This is a genomic window from Micromonospora sp. Utrum1, assembly GCF_057197805.1.
The window spans coordinates 5,646,632-5,667,906 of record NZ_CM170071.1 but is presented as its reverse complement, the minus strand read 5'-3'; the positions used below and the strand labels follow the sequence as shown (position 1 = coordinate 5,667,906).

Genomic DNA, 21,275 nt, shown 5'->3' with positions numbered 1-21,275 from the left:
TCACGTGGTGGCGCCGCCCCGGATCAGGTCGGCGGCCCGCCAGGCCAGCGCGGTCACCGGCGCGCTGGTCCAGCCCGACACCATCACCGGCAGCACCGACGCGTCGACCACCCGCAGCCCGGTCACCCCGCGCACCCGGAGCCGGGGGTCGACGACGTGCTCGTCGTCCGGGCCCATGGCGCAGGTGCCGATGGCGTGGTAGCCGCTGTAGCCGTGCGCCAGGGCGGCCTCGATGATCTCCTCGTCGGTCTGGACCGCCGGCCCGGGCAGGGTCTCCGCCGCGATCCGCTTGGCGATCGGCCCGGTGGCGAACAGCTCCCGCATCCGGCGGAACGTTTCCACCGCGACCCGGCGGTCGTGCGCGGTGGCGAAGTAGTTCGCCACGATCGCGGGCGGGGTGCGGGGGTCGGGGCCGGTGATGGCGAGGCGGCCCTCGCTGTCCGGGCGGGTCACCGTGCCGAGGCACAGCAGGCCCGGCTCCCGCTCCAGCTCCAAGGCGCGGCCGGGGCGCGGTGGGGCCGCCGAGAAGGGCGCCATCAGCAGGTGGGCGTCCGGCCGGTCCAGCTCCGGACGGGACCTGACGTGGGCCGCGACGTCCATCACCGGCAGGGCCAGTGGGCCACGGCGCGTGAACAGGTAGTGCACGGCGGCGCGGGCCTGCCCCAGCGAGCTGGCGAGCCGGGGGTTGTAGCCGCCCGGCTCGACGAGCCGGTACTGCAGGGCCATCGACCGGTGCTCCCGCAGGCCCGCCCCCACGCGGGGCCGGTCGAGCAGCACCGGGACGTCGGCGGAGCGCAGGGTGTCGGCCGGCCCGATGCCGGAGACCTGCAGCAGTTGCGGGGTGGCGAGGGCGCCCGCCGCGAGGATCACCTCGGCCTCGGCCCGGTGGTCGACCTCCCGGCCGCGGTGCGCGACCCGTACGCCGACCGCCCGGCCGTCCTCGACCAGCACGCGCAGCGCGACGGTGTCGACCGCGACGGTCAGGTTCGGCCGGTCCCGTACCGGATGCAGGAAGGCGTCGGCGGCGCTGACCCGGCGTCCGGCGTGGATGGTGGCCGTGGCGTAGCCGATCCGCTCGCCGTCGTCGGCGTCGAGGTCGTCGACCCGGCGCCAGCCCAGCTCCGCCCCGGTCTCGAGCATCTCCTCGCAGAGCGGGTCGGTGCCGGTGGCGACGGACAGGCGCAGCGGGCCGCCGGCGCCCCGGTGCGCTGAGGCGCCCAACGGGTGGTCCTCCAACCGCTGGAAGATCGGCCGCATGGTGGACCAGCCCCAGCCGAGGTGCGCCAGCGTGTCCCAGTCCGGTGCCGCGCCGCGGCTCCAGATCATACCGTTGATCGAGGTCGAGCCGCCGACCATCCGGCCGCGCTGCCAGGTCTCCTGCCGCCCCGGCGCGGTGGTCGCCGGGTAGTGCCAGGCGGTGCGCGGGTCGTCCATCAGCCGGGAGAACGCCTTGGGCACGCGAACGAAGGGACTGCGGTCCCAGCCGCCCGCCTCGATCAGCAGCACCCGGGTGCCCGGGTCCTCGGTGAGCCGGTTGGCCAGCACGCACCCCGCCGCGCCGGCGCCGACGATGACGTAGTCGAAACCGTCCACTCCGGCCACCCCCACCTTGTCCCGGGCGTGAGAATCCTTCTGACGGTAGCGACTCGATCACGCTTCGGAAAGGGCTGCGCGGTCAGGTTGTGGTGGGCGGCTCAGGCAGCCTTGGCGAGCGCCTCGAACTCGTCGTCGCTGAGCCGCACCTCGGCCGCGGCGACGTTCTCCTCCAGGTGCGCCACGGAGGACGTACCCGGAATGGGGAGCATGACCGGCGACCGGCGCAACAGCCAGGCGAGGGCGAGCTGCGCGGGCGTCGCGCCGTGCTCGGTGGAGATCGCGTCGAGCGGACCGCCCGGCCGGGCCAGGTTGCCGGTGGCGATCGGGAACCAGGGGATGAACGCCAGGTCGTTGCGCTCGCAGTGGTCCAGCACGTCCTCCGCGCTGCGGTCGGCGAGGTTGTAGAGGTTCTGCACCGAGACCACCGGGGCGATCTGCCGGGCGGCCTCGATCTGCTCGACGGTCACCTCGGAGAGGCCGATGTGCCGCACCTTCCCCTCCTGCTGGAGCAGCGCCAGTTCGCCGAGCTGGTCCGCCAGCGGCACCTTCGCGTCGATCCGGTGCAGCTGGTAGAGCGGGATGCAGTCCAGGCCCAGGTGGCGCAGGCTCAGCTCGCACTGCTGGCGCAGGTACTCGGGGCGGCCCACCGGCCGCCAGTCGCCCGGGCCGGAGCGGGTCAGCCCGGCCTTGGTCGCGATGACCAGGTCCTCGGCGTACGGGTGCAGCGCCTCCTTGATCAGCAGCTCACTGACGAAGGGGCCGTAGGAGTCGGCGGTGTCGATGAAGGTCACGCCCAGCTCGTACGCCCGGCGCAGCACCCGCACCGCCTCGGCCGGGTCCTTCGGATCACCCCAGACCCCGGGGCCGGTGAGCTGCATGGCCCCGTATCCCAGTCGGTCGACCTGCAGGTCGCCGCCGATCCGATAGGTGCCCGAGGCCTTCGCGGGCCCGGTGCTGGTCACCATGGCTGTCCTCCTGTGCGTCGTCGTCGGCGGACGTCACCGCCCCGACCGGAAGTCTTTCCCGTGAATCGCCGTCGTCAACGTCCCAGGTCGGGCGTTTCCGCGCCGAGCCCGTCGCCCCCGTCGCGGCGGACGAACGGCCCAGTGGGTCGGCAACCCGGCCGGCGGGCCGGGGCAGTTGCGGCGAGCGACCCCGGCGGCGGCGACCGCCGTGCGACGCTGGGCGGGACGGTGGTCTGGAGGTGCGCATGGCCGCGACGCCACGGCTCGACTTCGCGCTCGACACGTACGAGTGCATCGTGCTCTACCCGGGACCGTCGGGCCGTGCCCTGCCGGAGGAGACCGTGCAACGGCTCCAGGCCGAGCACCTGCGGCACGTCCAGGCGCTGCAACGGAAGGGCATCGTGCTGGTCGACGGCTCGGTGGACGGCCCGGCCCGCGAGCCGGACCCGCCGATCGGCTTCGGCCTGGCCCGCACCGGCTCCGTCGACGACGTCCGCAGCGTGATGGAGGCCGACCCGGCGGTGCAGGCCGGGCTCTACCGGGTCGAGGTGCTCACCTTCCTCTGCCCGGCCGGCTCTCTGGAGTTCCCGCTCGCCAAGACGCAGACCTGACGCCCGCCGGCCGGCCGGCGCGACCGTGCCCGCCGGCGCACCGTCGTCCCGATCCGGGCCGACGACAGCATGGCTGCGACCGGCTGGCGCCGCTGGCGGGTGGCCGGCCGGCGACGGCGGGCCACCCGCCCCGCCGTCGGCTCCCGTGGACGCGCCGCCCCGCCTCCGTGACGGGAGGCCCCGGGAGCACCGCGTCGGGGAATGCCGGCGAGCGGTACGATTTCCGCCGCGCGGTCGCCGATGCCCGCCACACACGACGTCCCGGTGCGGTTCCACCCCCGCCCGCCGGCGCGGGATATCGCGCGTCGTTGGACAACTGTTCCGCAGTCCGAAAGGGGTCGGCCGGCAGGTCGACCCGGAGGAGAGACTAGCCTGATGGGCGTGACACGCCGCGCGAAGATCGTCTGCACACTCGGCCCCGCCACCTCGTCCCCGGAGCGCATCCGGGGCCTGGTCGAGGCGGGCATGAACGTGGCGAGGCTGAACTTCAGCCACGGCAGTCACGAGGACCACGAAAGCGTCTACCGGCTGGTCCGGGAGGCCGCCGAGGCGGCCGGGCAGCCGGTCGCGGTGCTCGCCGACCTCCAGGGCCCCAAGATCCGCCTCGGCCGGTTCGCCGACGGCCCGTACGAGTGGCGCACCGGCGACTCGGTGGTCATCACCGGCGACGACATCCTCGGCACCAAGGACCGCGTCTCCTGCACCTACCGCAAGCTGCCGCAGGAGGTGAAGCCGGGCGACCGGCTGCTGATCGACGACGGCCGGGTCGCGGTCGAGGTCAGCGACGTCACCGGCAACGACATCCGGGTCCTGGTCACCGAGGGCGGCCCGGTCTCCAACAACAAGGGCGTCTCGCTGCCGAACGTGGCGGTCAGCGTCCCGGCCCTGTCGGAGAAGGACGCCGACGACCTGCGCTTCGCCCTCGGCCTGGGCGTCGATCTGATCGCGCTCTCGTTCGTCCGCTCGCCCGAGGACATCAAGCTGGTCCACTCGATCATGGTCGAGGAGGGCGTGCTCCGCCCGGTGCTGGCCAAGGTCGAGAAGCCCGAGGCGGTCGACCACCTGGAGGCGATCGTGCTCGCCTTCGACGGGGTCATGGTGGCCCGCGGCGACCTCGGCGTCGAGCTGCCCCTGGACCAGGTGCCGTTGGTGCAGAAGCGCGCCGTGCAGCTCTGCCGGGAGAACGCCAAACCGGTCATCGTGGCCACCCAGATGCTCGACTCCATGATCGAGAACTCGCGGCCCACCCGCGCCGAGGCCTCCGACGTCGCCAACGCGGTGCTCGACGGCGCGGATGCGTTGATGCTCTCCGGCGAGACCAGCGTCGGCAAGTATCCGGTGCTCACGGTCAGCACCATGGCGAAGATCATCACCACCACCGAGGCCGGCTCGATCGGCGTGCCGCGCCTGCAGCACGACCCGCGTACCCACGGTGGCGCGCTCACCGTCGCCGCCTCCTCGATCGCCCGGGCCATCGGCGCCAAGGCCATGGTCGCCTTCTCGCAGACCGGCGACACCGTCAAGCGGCTCGCCCGGCTGCACTGCGACCTGCCGCTGCTGGCCTTCACCCCGGTGCCCGAGGTGCGCAACCAGCTCGCCCTCTCCTGGGGCGTGGAGACGTTCCTGATGCCGTTCGTCGAGCACACCGACGACATGTTCCGCCAGGTCGACCAGGCGCTGCTCGGTCTCAACCGGGCCAACCCCGGCGACTACGTGGTGATCGTGGCGGGCAGCCCGCCCGGCACCCCCGGCTCCACCAACACGCTGCGCGTGCACCAGCTGGGCTCGCTGGTGGATGCCGCCTCCGCGCGGGCCTTGCAGTGAGCGCGAGGAGTGAGCCGGTTCTGCGAGCCCCGCAGTCGCGAACGAAGGTGAACCAGTGACCGAGCGTCCGGTGGCGACCGGCCAGGCCGCGGTCGACCAGCTCCTGGAGGTGCTGGACCTCGACCACACCGGCGAGATGACCTTCCGCGGGATCAGCCCGCCGGTGGGCCCGCAGCGGGTGTACGGCGGCCAGGTCGCCGGCCAGGCCCTGGTCGCCGCCGGGCGCACCGTCGACCCGGAGCGCTTCGTGCACTCCCTGCACGGCTACTTCGTCCGCCCCGGCGACCCCGTCGAGCCGATCGAATACCAGGTGGAGAACGTCCGGGACGGCCGCTCCTTCTCGGTGCGCCGCTCAGTGGCGCTCCAGCACGACAAGCCGATCTTCTTCATGTCGGCCTCGTTCCAGCGGCAGGAGGAGGGGCTGGACCACCACGCGCCGGTCCCGCCGGACGTGCCCGCCCCGGACGAGGTCCCGACCATGACCGACCGGCTCTCCCGCTACCCGGAGCGGCTGGGCATCTGGGGCCAGATCCCGCGCCCGATCGACGTCCGCTACGTCGGCGAGCCCGGCTGGGTACGCCCCGGCGACCGCCCCGCCGAGCCGCACCAGCGGGTCTGGATGCGCCTCGACGGCAAGCTCCCCGACGACCCGCTGCTGCACGCCTGCGCCCTCGCGTACGCCTCCGACCTGACCCTGCTGGACTCGGTGCTGTCGGTGCACGGGGAGGTGTGGGGGCCCGGGGGAGTGGTGGGCGCCAGCCTCGACCACGCGCTCTGGTTCCACCGGTCGTTCCGTGCCGACGAGTGGTTCCTCTACGACTGCTGGAGCCCGTCCGCCTCGGGTGCCCGGGGCCTGGCCACCGGCCGGATGTTCACCACCGACGGCCGGCACATCGCCAGCGCCGTGCAGGAGGGTTTGCTGCGCCGGGTCGGCGCCTGACCGGGCAACCGTGACCGTTCGGCCGAGGGTCGGGAAACCGGGCGGCTGACCAGGCGACTAACCTTGCCGCCATGCGCCTCTCCGCCCGGGTCGACTACGCCCTCCGCGCGACCGCCGAGCTGGCCTCGGTCGCTGGCGGCGCGACCGCCGGGCGGAGCCGGCCGGTGACCGCCGAGCAGATGGCCCGCGCCCAGGACATCCCGCCGAAGTTCCTGGAGAGTATCCTGCTCCAGCTGCGCCGGGGCGGCATCGTGCACGCCCAGCGCGGCCCGGAGGGCGGCTACTGGCTGGCCCGGCCGGCGTCGGAGATCTCCCTCGCCGAGGTGATCCGGGTGATCGACGGCCCGCTGGCGCACGTCCGCGGCCAGCGCCCGGAGCAGCTCGGCTACCAGGGCGCGGCGCGCGCGTTGCAGGACGTGTGGATCGCGCTGCGGGCCAGCGAGCGGGAGATCCTCGAACTGGTCACCATCGCCGACGTGGCCAGCGGCAACCTGCCGGGCCGGGTCAACGAGCTGGTCGCCGACCCCAGCGCCTGGAGCTGACCACGCCATCCTCGGCCCGCCGGCGTCGCACCGGCGGCTGACCCGCGCGCCCCGCCGGGCCGTCCGGCGCGTCCCATCAACCGGATGGAGGACTTGACCGGAGCGCCGCCGTGCCGCATTGTCGACCAAGTCGATAGGAGATGCCGAAAAGTCAGGGGGCGCTCGTGCGCAAGCTGCTGGTCCTCGCCCTCGTCGGGCTCGCCGCGCAACTGGTCGACGGCGCGCTCGGCATGGCGTACGGGCTGACCTCCTCGACGCTGCTGCTGTTCGCCGGGGTGGCGCCGGCCGCCGCGTCCGCCTCGGTGCACCTGGCCGAGATCGGCACCACCCTCGCCGCCGGTGTCTCGCACTGGCGCTTCGGCAACGTCGACTGGCGGGTGGTCGGTCGGATCGCACTGCCCGGCGCGGTCGGCGCGTTCGCCGGCGCCACCTTCCTCAGCTCGATCTCCACCGAGTCCGCCGCGCCGTGGATGGCGGCCATCCTGTTCAGCCTGGGCGCCTACCTGCTGGTCCGCTTCTCCCGGCCGCTGCGCGCCAACCGGGCCGCCGGCCGGCTGCGCAGCCGCTTCCTGGCTCCGCTCGGTCTGTTCGCCGGCTTCGTCGACGCCACCGGCGGGGGCGGCTGGGGCCCCGTGGCCACCCCGGCGCTGCTGGTCTCGGGCCGGATGGAGCCGCGCAAGGTGATCGGCTCGGTGGACACCTCCGAGTTCCTGGTGGCCGGCGCGGCCAGCATCGGCTTCCTGATCGGCCTCGGCTCCGAGGGCTTCCTGCTGCCCACTGTGGCCGCGCTGCTGATCGGCGGCCTGATCGCCGCGCCGATCGCCGCCTGGCTGGTCCGCATCGTCCCCGCCCAACTGCTCGGCGCCGTCATCGGCGGGGTGATCGTGCTGACCAACACCCGCACCCTGCTGCGGGTCGGCGAGCTGGGCGGCCCGGTCCCGGCCCTGGCCTACACGGTGCTCGGCGCCGGCTGGCTGGTCGCCCTGGTGCTGGCCACCCGGGCGCTGCGCCGCACCCGCCGGGCCCGTGCCACCGCCGAGGCCGCCCTCGCCGCGCAGACCACCGACCCGATCACCCCGGCCACCCCCACCCCGGAGGAGCCGCGCCGGCTCGCCGCCGCCGTCGAGGGCTGACGCCCGGGCCGACCCGGCCTCTCCGACTCGCGATCTTGCACTTTGTGCCCGTGTGCCGAGGCTTTCGCCCCTTCTGCCGGGGCAGCAACTGCAAGATCGCCGGGGGAGGTCGGCCCCGCACGCTCGGTGCGCGCGCACAGGGCGGGATGGGACTTGGTTGTGGGGCGGGAAAGCGTTGTCCTACCCTGACGGGGCGCGGAGCCGAACTACCGACGTCGATAGATGGCGTCCCCCGTCACGTCAGCGCGGCGTACCCCTCTTCGCCGGCCCGGGCAGGCCGGCGCGTCCGTCGCGTGCCTGACCTCCGCGAAAGGCATCCTCGTGCACCCCTTCATTCCGCGCCGCCGTACCGCGCTGCTCGCCGCGGCCTCGGCGGCCGCCCTTCTGGCCGGCGCCCTCACCACGGTGACCGCCCCCGCGGCGGCCACCGGCTGCCGGGTCGACTACCGGATCACCAACCAGTGGGGCGGCGGCTTCGGCGCCGACGTCACCGTCACCAACCTCGGCGACCCGGTGAACGGCTGGACGCTCACCTGGAGTTACACCGCCGGGCAGCAGGTCACCCAGTCCTGGAACGCCACGGTCAGCCAGTCCGGCCCCCAGGTCACCGCCCGCGACGCCGGCTACAACGCCGCCATCGGCACCGGCGGCACCGCCAACTTCGGCTTCAACGCGTCCTGGAACGACGCCAGCAATCCGGCCCCGACCAGCTTCGCGCTCAACGGGACCACCTGCACCGGCGGGACCACACCCACCAGCGCGCCGCCGCCCACCTCGGCCACCCCCACCCCGACCCCGACGACCACCACCCCGCCGACCGGGGCGAAGCAGCTGGAGAAGCTCGACCGGGGGCTGGTCAGCGTCCGTTCGGGCAGCGGAAACCTGCTGTCCTGGCGCCTGCTCGGCACCGAGACCTCCGGCGTGTCGTTCAACCTCTACCGCGGCGCCACCCGGGTCAACAGCGCCCCGATCACCGGCGCCACCAGCTATCTCGACAGCGGCGCGGCGGCCGGGTCGGCGTACACGGTGCGGGCCGTGGTGAACGGCGCCGAGCAGGCGGCCTCCGCCCCGGCGCTCCAGTTCGCGAACGGCTACCTCGACGTGCCGATCCAGGCCCCGCCCGGCGGCACCACCCCGACCGGGGAGGCCTACACCTACTCGGCGAACGACGCCAGCATCGGCGACCTCGACGGCGACGGCCGCTACGAGTTCGTGCTCAAGTGGGACCCCTCCAACAGCAAGGACAACTCCCAGTCCGGCTACACCGGCAACGTCTACCTCGACGCCTACACCCTCACCGGCACCCGGTTGTGGCGCATCGACCTGGGCCGCAACATCCGCGCCGGCGCCCACTACACCCAGTTCCAGGTGTACGACTACGACGGCGACGGGGACGCCGAGATGGCCGTGAAAACCGCCGACGGCGCCCGCTCCGGCACCGGCCAGGTGATCGGCTCGTCCTCGGCCGACCACCGCAACTCCAGCGGCTACGTGCTCGCCGGACCCGAGTACCTGACCATGTTCGACGGCCGCACGGGCGCCGCCCTGTCCACCGTCGACTACGACCCGCCGCGCGGCACCGTCTCCTCGTGGGGCGACTCCTACGGCAACCGGGTCGACCGGTTCCTCGCCGCCACCGCCTACCTCGACGGCCAGCGCCCCTCGCTGGTCATGGCCCGCGGCTACTACACCCGCGCGGTGATCGCCGCCTGGGACTTCCGCGACGGCACCCTGCGCAAGCGGTGGACCTTCGACTCCAACGCCAGCGGCAACGGCGCCGCCGCCGGCCAGGGCAACCACAACCTCTCGGTGGCCGACGTGGACGGCGACGGCCGCCAGGAGATCGTGTACGGCGCCGCCGCCATCGACGACAACGGCCGGCTGCTCTGGTCCACCGGCAACGGGCACGGCGACGCCATGCACGTCGGCGACCTCGACCCGGCCCGCACCGGACTGGAGGTCTTCAAGGTCGACGAGGACGGCAGCAAGCCCAGCTCCTGGATGGCCGACGCGCGCACCGGCCAACTGCTCTGGCAGACCGCGCCCAGCGGCGACAACGGCCGCGGCGTCTCCGACGACGTCTGGGCCGGCAGCCCCGGCGCCGAGTCCTGGTCCTCCGCCGTCGACGGCCTGCTGAACACCAGGGGACAGAACGTCGGCCGCAAGCCGTCCTCGGCGAACTTCCTCGCCTGGTGGGACGGCGACCCGGTGCGCGAACTCCTCGACGCCACGAAGATCGACAAGTACGGCACCGACGCCGACACCCGGCTGCTCACCGGCAGCGGCGTCGCGTCGAACAACGGCACCAAGTCCACCCCGGCGCTCTCCGGCGACCTCCTCGGCGACTGGCGGGAGGAGGTGGTCTGGCGCACCGCCGACAGCACGGCCCTGCGCATCTACAGCACACCCACCCCGACCGCCCTGCGCCTGCCGACCCTCATGCACGACCCGCAGTACCGGGTCGCCATCGCCTGGCAGAACACCGCCTACAACCAGCCGCCGCACCCGGGCTTCCACCTCGGCGACGGCATGACCACCCCGCCCGCGCCGAACATCTACCTGCGCTGAACGGGCAGGCACCGGGTCGCCGGCCGCGGAACCCGCTCCGCCGGCGACCCGGTGCACCACACCGCAGCACTCCCGACCCGTCCCGACCGGGAATGCCGTACCACCACCGGCATCAAAGTTAGGCGGCCCGCGCGACGGTGGGGTGACGTGGCTATGAAGAGCGTGTTTCAGCCCTTCCGGCGCAGCCCACCGGCCACCTTCTCGGCGATCAGCTCGAACGAGCGGACCCGGTCGGCCACGTCGTAGACCATCGTGGTCAGCATCAGCTCGTCCGCGCCGGTGCGCTCCAGCAGCGCGCCGAGCTGGCGAGCCACCGTCTCCGGCGAACCGGTCGCCTGGCCCTCGCGGCGCTGCGTCACGAACTCCCGCTCCAGCTCCGAGTACGGGTAGGCCGCCGCCTCCTCCGGGCTCACCAGCGGCTCCGGCCGCCCCGAGCGCAGCTTCAGGAACGACAGCCCCGCCGGACCGGCCAGCCACTCCGCCCGCTCGTCGGTCTCCGCGCACACCGCGTTGACCGCCACCATCGCGTACGGCTGCTCCAGCCACTGCGACGGCCGGAAGCTCTGCCGGTAGAGCTCGAGCGCGGGAATGGTGTTCTGCGCGCTGAAGTGGTGCGCGAATGAGAACGGCAGCCCGAGCAGCCCGGCCAGCTGGGCGCTGAACCCGCTCGACCCCAGCAGCCACACGGCCGGGGACTGTCCCCGGCCCGGGGTCGCGGTGATCGGGCCCGGCTCCGCGCCGCTGAAGTAGTTCATCAGGTCGGCCAGCTCGCGGGGGAAGTGCTCCGCCGACAGCCCCTCCATGGTCCGGCGCAGCGCCAGCGCGGTCACCTGGTCGGTGCCCGGCGCCCGGCCGATGCCGAGGTCGATCCGGCCCGGGTGCAGCGCCTCCAGGGTGCCGAACTGCTCCGCCACCACCAGCGGGGCGTGGTTGGGCAGCATCACCCCGCCGGAGCCCAGCCGGATCGTCGAGGTGTGCGCAGCCAGGTGCGCCAGCAGCACCGCCGGCGCGGAACTGGCGATCGCCGGCATGTTGTGGTGCTCGGCCACCCAGAACCTGCGGTAGCCCAGCTCCTCGGTGCGGCGAGCCAGCTCGGTGGTGTGCCGCAGCGCCTCGCCGGCACTGCCGGTGGCGGCGACCGGGGCAAGATCAAGAACAGACAGGGGTACGTCGATCACACGCAACAGCAACCCGCCACGCGCCGGATTTGTTCCCTCGGGTGCCCTAGCCCATACCGCGCGCCTGCTCGAAGATCAGACTCGTCTGGGTGTGCTGCACCGCCGGATCCACCGCCAGGTGATCCAGCACGAAGTCCCGCAACGCGTCCCCCGACGCCGCCCGCACGTGCAGCACGTAGTCGTCCGCACCGGCCACGTGGAACACCGACACCACCCCCGGCAGCCGCACCGACCGGGCCCGGAACGCGTCCACCGCCGCCCGCTCGTGCGCGGCCAGGCGCACCGACACCAGCGCCTGCAACGGCAAACCCACCGCCGCCGGGTCCACCTCCGCGTGGAAACCCCGGATCGCCCCGCACTCGCGCAACGCCCGGGTCCGCGTCAGGCACGTCGACGGGGCCACCCCCACCCGCTCGGCGAGGGCGTTGTTCGGCAACCGGCCGTCCGCCGCCAGCTCGGCCAGGATCGCGCGGTCGACGTCGTCCAGCGCCGCGAAGGGCCGTACATCATTCGGTGCGACAGGCATGCGAACATCTTTCCCCGAGCTTCCCTCCCCAGGAAGGGCTCCGCACAGAATGTTCTTCGATTCTATTGCCGAACGGCAGCCTCATGTTCGACGCTTCCGCCATGACCGCCGTGGACACCGCAGCCGTACACGCCGGGCGCGAGGACCTCGCGGGCCTCGGCGTCCACGTACCGCCCATCGACTTCTCCACCACCAACCCGCTGCCCTCCGTGGCCGGCGGCGGCGACGCGTACGAGACCCTCGCCACCGGCGGCACCCTCCCCGCCGGCGGCAGCGCCGTCTACCAGCGGCTCTGGAACCCCACCGTGGCCCGCTTCGAGACCGCCCTCGCCCAACTCGAAGGCACCGCCGAAGCCGTCGCCTTCGCCAGCGGCATGGCCGCCCTCACCGCCACCCTGCTCGCCGCCACCCGCGACGGGAAGCGGCACGTCGTCGCCGTCCGCCCCCTCTACGGCGGCACCGACCACGTGCTCGCCACCGGGTTGCTCGGCACCGAGGTCACCTGGGCCCGGCCCGACGAGGTCGCCGCCGCGATCCGCCCCGACACCGCCCTGGTCGTCGTCGAGACCCCGGCCAACCCCACCCTCGACCTCGTCGACATCGCCGCCCTCGCCAGCGCCGCCGGCGACGTCCCGCTGCTCGTCGACAACACCGTCGCCACCCCGGTGCTCCAGCAACCTGCCCGGCACGGCGCCGCCCTCGTGCTGCACAGCGCCACCAAGAGCATCGGCGGCCACGGCGACGTGCTCGCCGGCGTCGTCGCCTGCGCCCCCGACTGGGCCGCCCGGCTGCGCCAGGTCCGCGCCGTCACCGGCGCCGTCCTGCACCCGCTCGGCGCCTACCTCCTGCACCGCGGCCTGCAGACCCTGCCGCTGCGGGTCCGCGCCCAGCAGGCCGGCGCCGAGAAGCTCGCCGCCTGGCTCTCCGACCACCCCGCCGTCACCCGGGTGCACCACCCCAGCGTCGGCGACCCGGCCGCGCTCGTCGGCCGGCAGATGTCCGGCCCCGGCAGCCTGCTCGCCTTCGAGGTACGCGGCGGCGCCCCCGCGGCGGCCGCCGTCGCCGGCGCCTGCCGGCTGATCACCCACGCCGTGTCGCTCGGCGGCGTCGACACGCTGATCCAGCACCCCGCCTCGCTCACCCACCGGCCCGTCGAGGGCGACGCCAAGCCGTGCGGCGGGCTGCTGCGCCTGTCGGTCGGGCTCGAGGACCCGGAGGACCTGCGCGCCGACCTGGCGCAGGCGCTCGCGGCGCTCTGAGGGGTCAGGACTTCGGGCCGACGTGGCGGTCCAGCGCCGCCACGGCGTCCCGCCGCGCCACCGACAGCGAGTTGCGGCGGTTCATCCGTCACGCGATGCCGAGCAGGTCGAGACCCCACTGGCAGAGGCCCATGATGTCGGCCGACTCGTTGGTGAACATGTAGCGCGGGTAGATGTACTCCTTTCCGCGCACGACCACCCGGTTGGCGAACCGGCGCCCGTCGGAGTGGAAGAGGCCACGGAGGAAGTCGCCCGGGTGCGCCTCGACGATGGTCCGCTGCCAGTCGGCCAGGACGATCGGGCGTTCGTGCTTCTTGCCGGGCCCGTGCTGAGGAAACAAGCAGGGCCAGTGCTTGCCGTAGCTCTGGACATTGACGCAGCCCTGCTGCTGAACGCGCTGCACCCTTTCCGCCATGACTCGCCGCATGGCGGCGTCGCACGCGTCGATCAGGCCCGGCCAGCTGGTGCTGCAGGAGACTCGCAGCACGGGCACGCGCGTGGTGGTCACGAGATGTCCATCGCCCAGATACAGGCCGAGCAGGTAGGCATACGCCACGGGATCTGTCGGATGGTCGACGTCCGGGCGGCAGCGGAAACAGCGCAGCGCCGTGCCCTGCCGCTTCGCCTCAGGTCGGACCTTGCACCACTCTCTGACGGTGGGATAGGAGACCCCGACGGCGCGGGCAGCCTCGGCGACGGTCGCCCCGGCAAGATAGAGCTGCCGTGCGCGGGCACGTATCTCGGGTGAGTGCACACGGACATCCTCGAACACCCGTACGACACTTTCGGTGTCCCCGGTGGGACTCGAACCCACACTGTCGGAGGTTTGAGCTCCGCTTCTCTGCCGATTGGAATACGGGGACAGGCTCGCCCGACGCTCTCGCGTCGCGGCATAGGTTACCCACTACGCTAGTGGCGGCGACACCCGGCAGGGCAGGTGTCGGGTTCGAACTGGTGGGAGTGGCTCGTGGGCGAGATGCAGACGGATGCCGAGCGCAAGCGCGTTCTGATCGCCGAGGACGAGGCGCTCATCCGGCTGGACCTGGCCGAGATGCTGGTGGAAGAGGGCTACGAGGTGGTCGGCGAGGCCGGTGACGGCGAGACCGCCGTCAAGCTCGCCGAGGAGCTCAAGCCGGACCTGGTCATCCTCGACATCAAGATGCCGATCATGGACGGGCTGGCCGCCGCCGAGCGGATCGCCGGCGCGCGGATCGCCCCGGTGATCATCCTGACCGCGTTCAGCCAGCGTGACCTGGTGGAGCGGGCCCGCGCGGCCGGCGCGATGGCCTACCTGGTCAAGCCGTTCCAGAAGAGCGACCTGGTGCCGGCGGTGGAGATCGCGCTGTCCCGCTACTCGGAGATCGCGGCGCTGGAGGCGGAGGTCGCCGGCCTCACCGACCGGCTGGAGATCCGCAAGACCGTCGAGCGGGCCAAGGGCGCGCTCATGACGACGTACGGGATGACCGAGCCGCAGGCGTTCAAGTGGATCCAGCGCACCGCCATGGACCACCGGATGACCATGAAGCAGGTCGCCGAGCGGATCCTGGCCGAGACCGCCGGCGGCGAGGTGGCTCAGCCCGCTTCCTGATTCCCGACCGCCCGGCCGTCCGGCATCGCCCGGTCGGACCGCTCCGGCGCGTCCCGTCGACCCGACGGAGGCGTCGGTCGGCGGGTTCCCCGCGTCGCGCCCGGTCGATACGATCGCCGCCATGCGGCGTCCCGTGGCGGTACTCGGCCTGGTCGTCGTGCTGCTCGCCGCCTGTCACTCGACCGGTCGCGCCGAGCCGGCCCCCGCGGCGATCCGGCCGTCGTGGCAGCCGGTCACCCTGCCCATGCCGTCCGGCCTGTCCGGCCGGCTGGCGTTGCGCGACGCGGCCGCCTGCGCCGGGCGCTGGTTCGTGGTGGGCGCGGTGGTGGACGCTGCGGGGATGACGCATCCGGCGGCCTGGTCGAGCGCCGACGCGGCCACCTGGACTCCGCTGCGGCCGGCGCCGCGCAGCCCGTACGGGGTGGAGAACGTGTTGACCGCGGCGGGTTGCCGGGACGGCCGGCTGGCCGCGGTGGGCGGCAAGAGCGGCGGGGTGCACGGCAATCCGCGGATCAGCACCTGGCGGCAGGTGGCGGACGGCTCGCTGGTCGAGGTGCCGGCCGAGTTCGAGGTGTTCGGCGGCGCGGACGCGGTGAACGTGGGCCGGATCGCGGGCGGGCCGCGCGGCTGGCTGGTCTCCGGCAACCGGGCCACCGGCGCGGCGGCGTGGGTGTCGCCGGACGGGGCGGACTTCCGGTTGGTGAGCGGGGTGCCGGGGCTGGCGACGAACGCGTCCGGCCGGCCCTGGGCGGCGGACGGCACGGCGACGGCGTCGGGATGGCTCATGGTGGGCTCGGTGCTGTCGTCGGGGCGTACCGGATCGGGGGCCGTGGTGTGGACCTCGGCGGACGGGTCGGCCTGGCAGCGCGCGGTGCTGCCGGGCGGCGGCGCGGCCGAGGATCTGCAGCGGGTGGTCCGGGTGGGGGACCGGACGGTGGCGGTGGGCCGGCGCGGTGACGGCCTGGGCGCCTGGCTGGGGGAGGGCGACGCCTGGCGGCCGGGCGGGGGCCTGGGCGGCGCGGGCACGGACCGGCCGGGCCGGGTGTGGGGGTTGGCGGCGCGCGGTGACGGTGTGTGGGCGGTGGCGGCCGGGTCGGCGGCGGGCGCGGGATGGTTCTCCGCGGACGGCGCGCGGTGGTCGCCGGTGGCGCTGCCGGTGGGGGTGCCGACGGCCAGTGACCGGACCGTGGCGGTTGCCGCGGCGGGTGAGGTGGCGCTACTGCTGGTGGATGACGGCGCGCGGGCCGAGGTCTGGTCGGCGCGCGGGCCGTGGCGGCCCGTCTGAGGCTCTCACCAGGCATTTTCGGGTCGCTGTCGGATGTCCGATTCTCGCTCCCACCAGTCCCGTGTGTTACAGCACATCTGTGAATCCGGCCACTCAACGTAACGGTTAGGTCAACCCCGCCGCTCAGGTCTACCTTCGCAGCCCACAGGTGGGATAACGTCCCGCCCCAGACCGGGATCGCGGTCGGCCCGGCCAACCCCCGCAAGGTCCAATTCGTGGTGGGTGGTTTCCGGGCCATCGGACGGAGGAGGGTACGAGCCGTGAGGCAGAAGCTCGCACGGGTGCTCGGTGGCGTGGCCATCGGCGCGCTCGTTTTCAGTGGCGCGGCCTGCAAGGCTGACAGTGGTAGTGATGCGGGTGGCAGCAAGGCCGCCTGCGACCTGAAGATCGGCTTCTTCGGCCCGCTGACCGGTGACGCCGCGGGTCTCGGTATCCACATGCGCAACGGCACCAAGCTGGCCATCGACCAGTACAACAAGGACAACGCGGACTGCAAGGTCCAGCTCTCCGAGTACGACTCGCAGGGCGACCCGGCCAAGGCCCCGGCCCTGGCGCAGCAGGCGGTCGGCGACGCCAAGGTCGTCGGCATCATCGGCCCGGCGTTCTCGGGTGAGTCCGAGGTTGCGGACCCGATCTTCGACGAGGCCGGCCTGCCGATCATCACCCCGTCGGCGACCCGTCCGAGCCTGAGCACCAAGAACTGGAAGATCTTCCACCGGGGCGTCGGTAACGACACCTCGCAGGGCCCGGCCGCCGGTCGGTACATCAAGAACGTCCTCAAGGCCGACAAGGTCTACGTGGTGGACGACCAGTCGGCGTACGGCGCCGGCCTGGTGGACGAGGTGAAGAAGGTCATCGGCTCGGTCGCGGGCGAGGACAAGATCCAGGTCAAGCAGACCAACTTCTCCGCCGTGGTCACCAAGATCCAGAGCAGCGGTGCGAACGTCCTCTTCTTCGGTGGCTACTACACCGAGGCCGGCCTGCTGCTCAAGCAGCTCAAGGGCGCGGGCTGGAAGGGCACGATGGTCGCCGGTGACGGTGTCAACGACGCCAACTTCATCAAGGTCGCCGGCGAGCAGGTCGCCGAGGGCACCATCCTCACCTGCCCGTGCGCCCCGGCCACTGCGGCCAAGGGCACCTTCGTGACCGACTACAAGGCGGCCTTCGACAACGCCGAGCCGGGCACCTACGCCGACGTGTCGTTCGACATCACGAAGATCTTCCTCGAGGGCATCAAGGCCGGTAAGTCCTCTCGCGCCGACCTGCTCAGCTTCGTGAACTCCTACAACGGCACCGGCGGCGCCACCGGCGTCACCTACAAGTTCGAGTCCAACGGCGAGCTTGACCCGGCCCAGGTGCTGGTCTGGGCGTTCAAGGTGAACGCGGGCAAGGTCGTCCCCGACATCGAGATCCCCAAGTCCTGACCGGTTCGTCCGGTCCCGGCACGGGACACCAGGCGTGCGGCCGGGAGATTTCCTCCCGGCCGCACCGCTTGGCCGCACAGTTGGAGCCCCCACTTGAACTTCGATGAGCTCTTCGGGAACTTCCCGGCGCTGACCATCACCGGCCTGGAGCAGGGCGCGATCTATGCGCTCATCGCCCTCGGCTACACCCTGGTGTACGGCGTTCTGCGCCTGATCAACTTTGCTCACTCCGAGGTCTTCATGGTCGGTACCTTCACCGCCCTGTGGACCTGGCAGGCCCTCGGCTACGACCAGAACTCGGCCGCCCCGGCCCTCGGCCCGCTGATCCTGGCGATCGTCGCCGGTCTCGTGGTCGCGATGGCCGCCTCGGCGGTCACCGCGGTCACGGTCGAGCTGGTCGCCTACCGGCCGCTGCGCCGCCGCAACGCGCCGCCGCTGGCCTTCCTCATCACCGCGATCGGCGCGTCGTTCGTGCTCGCCGAGTCGTTCGGCATCAGCACCAGGCGGGCCCCGTTCGGCATGCCGGACCTGATCCCGTCCAAGACGGTCTTCACCCTTTTCGGCGCCGCGGTGACCAACGTCCAGCTGCTCATCCTCGCCGTCACGCTGATCATGATGATCGCGCTGGACCAGTTCGTGAACCGCAGCCGGCTGGGCCGTGGCATCCGCGCGGTCGCCCAGGACGCGGACACCGCCGCGCTGATGGGTGTCAACAAGAACCGGGTCATCCTGCTGGTCTTCGTGCTCGGCGGCCTGATGGCCGGCGTGGGCGCCCTGCTGTGGGACCTCCGGTTCGGCTACACCAAGTTCAACGTCGGCTTCCTGATCGGGCTCAAGGCCTTCTCGGCCGCTGTGCTCGGCGGCATCGGCAACCTGCGCGGCGCGCTGCTCGGCGGCCTGCTGCTCGGCGTGGTGGAGAACTACGCGGCCGGCCTTTTCGGCGGCGAGTGGAAGGACTTCACCGGCTTCGTGCTGCTGATCGTGCTGCTGATGTTCCGGCCGACCGGTCTGCTCGGCGAATCTCTCGGGAGGGCGCGCGCATGACCGCCACCGTGGACAAGAAGAGGACCGCGGGCTTCAAGAGCCGCTGGGCGGCCATGCCCAAGCAGGTGCGCTGGGCGGCGATCGCCGCGCTGATCGTGCTGCTCTACATCCTGCCCAACAAGTGGTTCTACGAGTACCTCGGCTTCCCCATCGGCAGCGACTACTTCGCCTTCTACACCACCCGCTCGGACTTCGCCGGGGTGCTCTTCGACACCGCGGTGTTCGTTCTGCTGGCCGTCGGCCTCAACGTGGTGGTCGGCTTCGCCGGCCTGCTCGACCTGGGCTACTTCGGCTTCTACGCGCTCGGCGCGTACACCGTGGCGTTGCTGACCTCGCCGGAGAGCCGGTTCGGCACGAACTGGCCGTGGCTGGCGGCGGTGCCGCTGGCGGTGATGGTGGCGATGGTCTCCGGCGTGATCCTCGGCGGACCGACGCTGCGCCTGCGCGGCGACTACCTGGCCATCGTGACCCTCGGCTTCGCCGAGATGATCCGGCTCTACGCCGCGCGCCAGGACGGCATCGCGCAGGGCCAGCGGGGCATCCCGGCGATCCCGCACCCGCCGGGCACCGGCACCGACGGCAAGCCGCTGTTCGGGGTGGTGGACGCGCGGCCGTACTACTGGCTGATGCTGACGCTGATCCTGATCGTGCTGCTGCTGATCCGGAACCTGGCCAACAGCCGGGTCGGCCGGGCCTGGGTGGCGATCCGCGAGGACGAGGACGCCGCCGAGATCATGGGCGTGCCGACGTTCAAGTACAAGCTGTGGGCGTTCGCCATCGGCGCGGCGGTGGCCGGTCTGACCGGCGCGGTCTTCGCCGGCAAGCAGACGTTCATCAACTCCGACCAGTTCGTGCTGGAGAGCTCCATCCTGGTGCTGGCCGCGGTGATCCTCGGCGGCGCCGGCAACATCAAGGGCGCCATCGTCGGCGGCGCGGTCACCTGGTACCTGCCGGAGTGGCTGCGCGGCGTCGGCGACCTCATCGGGGTGGAGTTCGACGCCGCCGAGTACCGGATCCTGGTCTTCGGCCTGGTGGTCATCGTCATGATGGTCTTCCGGCCGCAGGGTCTGGTGCCCAACCGGCGGCGGGCGGCGGAGTTCGCCGACCGGCGCAAGGAAGCGGTTCCCCAGGAGACGGTGCCCAATGAGTGAGCCGCAGATGCACAGCGAGCGGGACGAGACCAGCGAGCGGGACATCGCCGACGACGGTCGCAGCACGGTCGGCACCCCGCCGGAGAAGGGCGCGGACACCCCGGTCGAGCCCACGCCGGGCGAGACCCCCGCGACCGGGCGGGAGCCGCTGCTGGAGGTCGACCACGTCACCCTCCGCTTCGGCGGTGTGGTCGCCCTCAACGACGTCGCCTTCACCCTGTACAAGGGTGAGATCCTCGGCCTGATCGGCCCGAACGGCGCCGGCAAGACGACCTGCTTCAACGCGATGACCGGCGTCTACCGGCCCACCGAGGGTGAGATCCGGTTCGCCGGGCAGCGGGTCAACGGCAAGCGCCGGAGCTGGATCACCAAGGCGGGCATCGCCCGGACGTTCCAGAACATCCGGCTCTTCCCGGAGATGACCGCGCTGGAGAACGTGATGGTGGGCGCGGATGCCCACCACAAGACCAGCGTGATCGCCGCGATGCTGCGGCTGCCGCGGCACTGGCGGGAGGAGCGGGAGGGCCGCGAGAAGGCGCACGAGCTGCTGCGCTTCGTCGGCATCGAGCGCCGCGCCGGGGACCTGGCCCGCAACCTCTCGTACGGCGAGCAGCGCCGGCTGGAGATCGCCCGGGCCCTGGCCACCGATCCGACCCTGCTCTGCCTGGACGAGCCGGCCGCCGGCTTCACCCCGGCGGAGAAGGAGGAACTGCTCGGCCTGATCCGGAAGATCCGCGACAATGGCACGACGATCCTGCTCATCGAGCACGACATGCGACTCGTCATGGGCGTGACCGACCGGATCGTGGTGCTGGAGTTCGGCAAGAAGATCGCCGAGGGCCTGCCGGCCGAGGTCCGGGAGGACCCGAAGGTGATCGCCGCGTACCTGGGGGTGCCGACCGATGCTGCTTGAGATCAACGACCTGACCCTGCTGTACGGGCGGATCCAGGCGCTGCACGGGATCAGCCTGACGGTCAACGAGGGCGAGGTGGTGGCCCTGATCGGCGCGAACGGCGCCGGCAAGACCACCACCATGCGGGCCATCTCTGGGCTGCGTCCGGTGGCGTCGGGCTCGATCGTCTTCGACGGCACCGACGTCACCCGGATGCGGGCCGACCTGCGGGTGGTCCGGGGCATCGGGCAGGCGCCCGAGGGCCGGGGCGTCTTCCCCGGCATGAGCGTCATCGAGAACCTGGAGATGGGCGCGTACACCCGCAGGGACCGGTCGGGCATCGCCGAGGACATGAAGATGGTCATGGACCTCTTCCCGCGGCTGGCCGAGCGGCGCAAGCAGCCCGGCGGCACGCTCTCCGGCGGTGAGCAGCAGATGCTGGCGGTGGGCCGGGCGCTGATGGCCCGCCCGCGGCTGCTGCTGCTCGACGAGCCCTCGATGGGGCTCGCGCCGATGCTGATCCAGCAGATCTTCGAGATCATCACCCGGATCAACGAGCAGGGAACCACCATCCTGCTGGTGGAGCAGAACGCCCAGCAGGCGCTCTCCCGGGCCCACCGGGGCTACGTGCTGGAGACCGGCCGGATCGTCAAGGAGGGCACCGGCCGGGACCTGCTGCACGACCCGGCGGTCAAGGAGGCGTACCTCGGCGTCGCCTGAGCGGTACCGTCGGCGGCCGGCCGTCCCC

19 protein-coding genes and 1 tRNA gene are annotated in these 21,275 nt (G+C 72.5%); 14 read left to right on the top strand and 6 right to left on the bottom strand.

Annotation, left to right across the window (positions count from 1 at the left end):
- Positions 1-1,593, bottom strand: coding sequence for a GMC family oxidoreductase (locus AC0OLQ_RS26565; protein WP_484528535.1), 1,593 nt, complete (start codon positions 1,591-1,593; stop codon positions 1-3).
- A 101-nt stretch (positions 1,594-1,694) separates the two neighbouring features.
- On the bottom strand, positions 1,695-2,561 hold the full coding sequence (locus AC0OLQ_RS26560; RefSeq protein WP_357343039.1) for an aldo/keto reductase: 867 nt from the start codon (positions 2,559-2,561) through the stop codon (positions 1,695-1,697).
- 245 nt (positions 2,562-2,806) lie between these two features.
- Here AC0OLQ_RS26560 and AC0OLQ_RS26555 point away from each other — a divergent pair, with 245 nt between their 5' ends.
- The 6 genes from AC0OLQ_RS26555 (at position 2,807) to AC0OLQ_RS26530 (ending at position 10,179) form a co-directional block, all read left to right on the top strand.
- On the top strand, positions 2,807-3,172 hold the full coding sequence (locus tag AC0OLQ_RS26555) for a YciI family protein (protein ID WP_357343037.1): 366 nt from the start codon (positions 2,807-2,809) through the stop codon (positions 3,170-3,172).
- Positions 3,173-3,547: 375 nt separating this feature from the next.
- On the top strand, positions 3,548-4,996 hold the full coding sequence (pyk, locus tag AC0OLQ_RS26550) for a pyruvate kinase (RefSeq protein ID WP_357343035.1): 1,449 nt from the start codon (positions 3,548-3,550) through the stop codon (positions 4,994-4,996).
- Between the two features lie 70 nt (positions 4,997-5,066).
- Positions 5,067-5,936, top strand: coding sequence for an acyl-CoA thioesterase (locus tag AC0OLQ_RS26545; RefSeq protein WP_484532438.1), 870 nt, complete (start codon positions 5,067-5,069; stop codon positions 5,934-5,936).
- 71 nt (positions 5,937-6,007) lie between these two features.
- Positions 6,008-6,478 carry an RrF2 family transcriptional regulator gene (locus AC0OLQ_RS26540; protein ID WP_484528534.1) on the top strand — a complete coding sequence of 157 codons (471 nt, stop codon included), beginning with the start codon at positions 6,008-6,010 and terminating at the stop codon, positions 6,476-6,478.
- A gap of 164 nt (positions 6,479-6,642) precedes the next feature.
- Complete coding sequence (locus AC0OLQ_RS26535) at positions 6,643-7,611, top strand: sulfite exporter TauE/SafE family protein (protein ID WP_484528533.1); 969 nt, start codon at positions 6,643-6,645, stop codon at positions 7,609-7,611.
- 321 nt (positions 7,612-7,932) lie between these two features.
- A complete protein-coding gene (locus tag AC0OLQ_RS26530) occupies positions 7,933-10,179 on the top strand; it encodes a rhamnogalacturonan lyase family protein (RefSeq protein WP_484528532.1) in 2,247 nt (748 codons plus the stop codon).
- A gap of 167 nt (positions 10,180-10,346) precedes the next feature.
- On the opposite strand, the gene AC0OLQ_RS26525 is transcribed toward AC0OLQ_RS26530, so the two are convergent.
- Both AC0OLQ_RS26525 and AC0OLQ_RS26520 read right to left on the bottom strand, forming a co-directional pair.
- A complete protein-coding gene (locus tag AC0OLQ_RS26525) occupies positions 10,347-11,357 on the bottom strand; it encodes an LLM class flavin-dependent oxidoreductase (RefSeq protein WP_484528531.1) in 1,011 nt (336 codons plus the stop codon).
- A 46-nt stretch (positions 11,358-11,403) separates the two neighbouring features.
- Complete coding sequence (locus tag AC0OLQ_RS26520) at positions 11,404-11,883, bottom strand: Lrp/AsnC family transcriptional regulator (protein WP_357343025.1); 480 nt, start codon at positions 11,881-11,883, stop codon at positions 11,404-11,406.
- 83 nt (positions 11,884-11,966) lie between these two features.
- On the opposite strand from AC0OLQ_RS26520, the gene AC0OLQ_RS26515 reads away from it, so the two are divergent.
- Entirely contained in the window at positions 11,967-13,142 is a 1,176-nt protein-coding gene (locus AC0OLQ_RS26515) for a trans-sulfuration enzyme family protein (protein ID WP_484528530.1), read from the top strand.
- 88 nt (positions 13,143-13,230) lie between these two features.
- Here the strand turns inward: AC0OLQ_RS26515 and AC0OLQ_RS26510 are convergent, their stop codons facing one another.
- Together AC0OLQ_RS26510 and AC0OLQ_RS26505 are read right to left on the bottom strand one after the other, a co-directional pair.
- Positions 13,231-13,914, bottom strand: a complete 684-nt coding sequence (locus AC0OLQ_RS26510) for a helix-turn-helix domain-containing protein (RefSeq protein ID WP_484528529.1) — start codon at positions 13,912-13,914, stop codon at positions 13,231-13,233.
- A 17-nt stretch (positions 13,915-13,931) separates the two neighbouring features.
- Positions 13,932-14,005: transfer RNA gene (locus AC0OLQ_RS26505), tRNA-Leu, on the bottom strand.
- A gap of 104 nt (positions 14,006-14,109) precedes the next feature.
- On the opposite strand from AC0OLQ_RS26505, the gene AC0OLQ_RS26500 reads away from it, so the two are divergent.
- The 7 genes from AC0OLQ_RS26500 (at position 14,110) to AC0OLQ_RS26470 (ending at position 21,247) form a co-directional block, all read left to right on the top strand.
- Positions 14,110-14,730 carry an ANTAR domain-containing response regulator gene (locus AC0OLQ_RS26500; protein ID WP_484528528.1) on the top strand — a complete coding sequence of 207 codons (621 nt, stop codon included), beginning with the start codon at positions 14,110-14,112 and terminating at the stop codon, positions 14,728-14,730.
- A gap of 121 nt (positions 14,731-14,851) precedes the next feature.
- A complete protein-coding gene (locus AC0OLQ_RS26495; RefSeq protein ID WP_484528527.1) occupies positions 14,852-16,015 on the top strand; it encodes a hypothetical protein in 1,164 nt (387 codons plus the stop codon).
- A 260-nt stretch (positions 16,016-16,275) separates the two neighbouring features.
- Complete coding sequence (locus AC0OLQ_RS26490; RefSeq protein WP_484528526.1) at positions 16,276-17,439, top strand: branched-chain amino acid ABC transporter substrate-binding protein; 1,164 nt, start codon at positions 16,276-16,278, stop codon at positions 17,437-17,439.
- 93 nt (positions 17,440-17,532) lie between these two features.
- Entirely contained in the window at positions 17,533-18,483 is a 951-nt protein-coding gene (locus AC0OLQ_RS26485) for a branched-chain amino acid ABC transporter permease (RefSeq protein WP_484528525.1), read from the top strand.
- A complete protein-coding gene (locus AC0OLQ_RS26480) occupies positions 18,480-19,634 on the top strand; it encodes a branched-chain amino acid ABC transporter permease (protein ID WP_484528524.1) in 1,155 nt (384 codons plus the stop codon). Before AC0OLQ_RS26485 ends, AC0OLQ_RS26480 begins: the two co-directional genes overlap by 4 nt.
- Positions 19,627-20,547 (top strand): ABC transporter ATP-binding protein, encoded by a 921-nt coding sequence (locus AC0OLQ_RS26475; RefSeq protein WP_484528523.1) that lies wholly within the window; start codon positions 19,627-19,629, stop codon positions 20,545-20,547. Before AC0OLQ_RS26480 ends, AC0OLQ_RS26475 begins: the two co-directional genes overlap by 8 nt.
- Positions 20,537-21,247: an ABC transporter ATP-binding protein gene (locus tag AC0OLQ_RS26470; RefSeq protein WP_357343006.1), complete on the top strand. Its 711-nt coding sequence runs from the start codon at positions 20,537-20,539 to the stop codon at positions 21,245-21,247. Before AC0OLQ_RS26475 ends, AC0OLQ_RS26470 begins: the two co-directional genes overlap by 11 nt.
- Positions 21,248-21,275 lie beyond the last annotated feature (28 nt).

Coding starts and splice junctions, on each gene's coding strand:
- AC0OLQ_RS26495 (WP_484528527.1), top strand. CDS start 14,852: ATGCGGCGTCCCGTGGCGGTACTCGGCCTGGTCGTCGTGCTGCTCGCC.
- pyk (WP_357343035.1), top strand. CDS start 3,548: ATGGGCGTGACACGCCGCGCGAAGATCGTCTGCACACTCGGCCCCGCC.
- AC0OLQ_RS26470 (WP_357343006.1), top strand. CDS start 20,537: ATGCTGCTTGAGATCAACGACCTGACCCTGCTGTACGGGCGGATCCAG.
- AC0OLQ_RS26540 (WP_484528534.1), top strand. CDS start 6,008: ATGCGCCTCTCCGCCCGGGTCGACTACGCCCTCCGCGCGACCGCCGAG.
- AC0OLQ_RS26515 (WP_484528530.1), top strand. CDS start 11,967: ATGTTCGACGCTTCCGCCATGACCGCCGTGGACACCGCAGCCGTACAC.
- AC0OLQ_RS26520 (WP_357343025.1), bottom strand. CDS start 11,883: ATGCCTGTCGCACCGAATGATGTACGGCCCTTCGCGGCGCTGGACGAC.
- AC0OLQ_RS26555 (WP_357343037.1), top strand. CDS start 2,807: ATGGCCGCGACGCCACGGCTCGACTTCGCGCTCGACACGTACGAGTGC.
- AC0OLQ_RS26480 (WP_484528524.1), top strand. CDS start 18,480: ATGACCGCCACCGTGGACAAGAAGAGGACCGCGGGCTTCAAGAGCCGC.
- AC0OLQ_RS26475 (WP_484528523.1), top strand. CDS start 19,627: ATGAGTGAGCCGCAGATGCACAGCGAGCGGGACGAGACCAGCGAGCGG.
- AC0OLQ_RS26560 (WP_357343039.1), bottom strand. CDS start 2,561: ATGGTGACCAGCACCGGGCCCGCGAAGGCCTCGGGCACCTATCGGATC.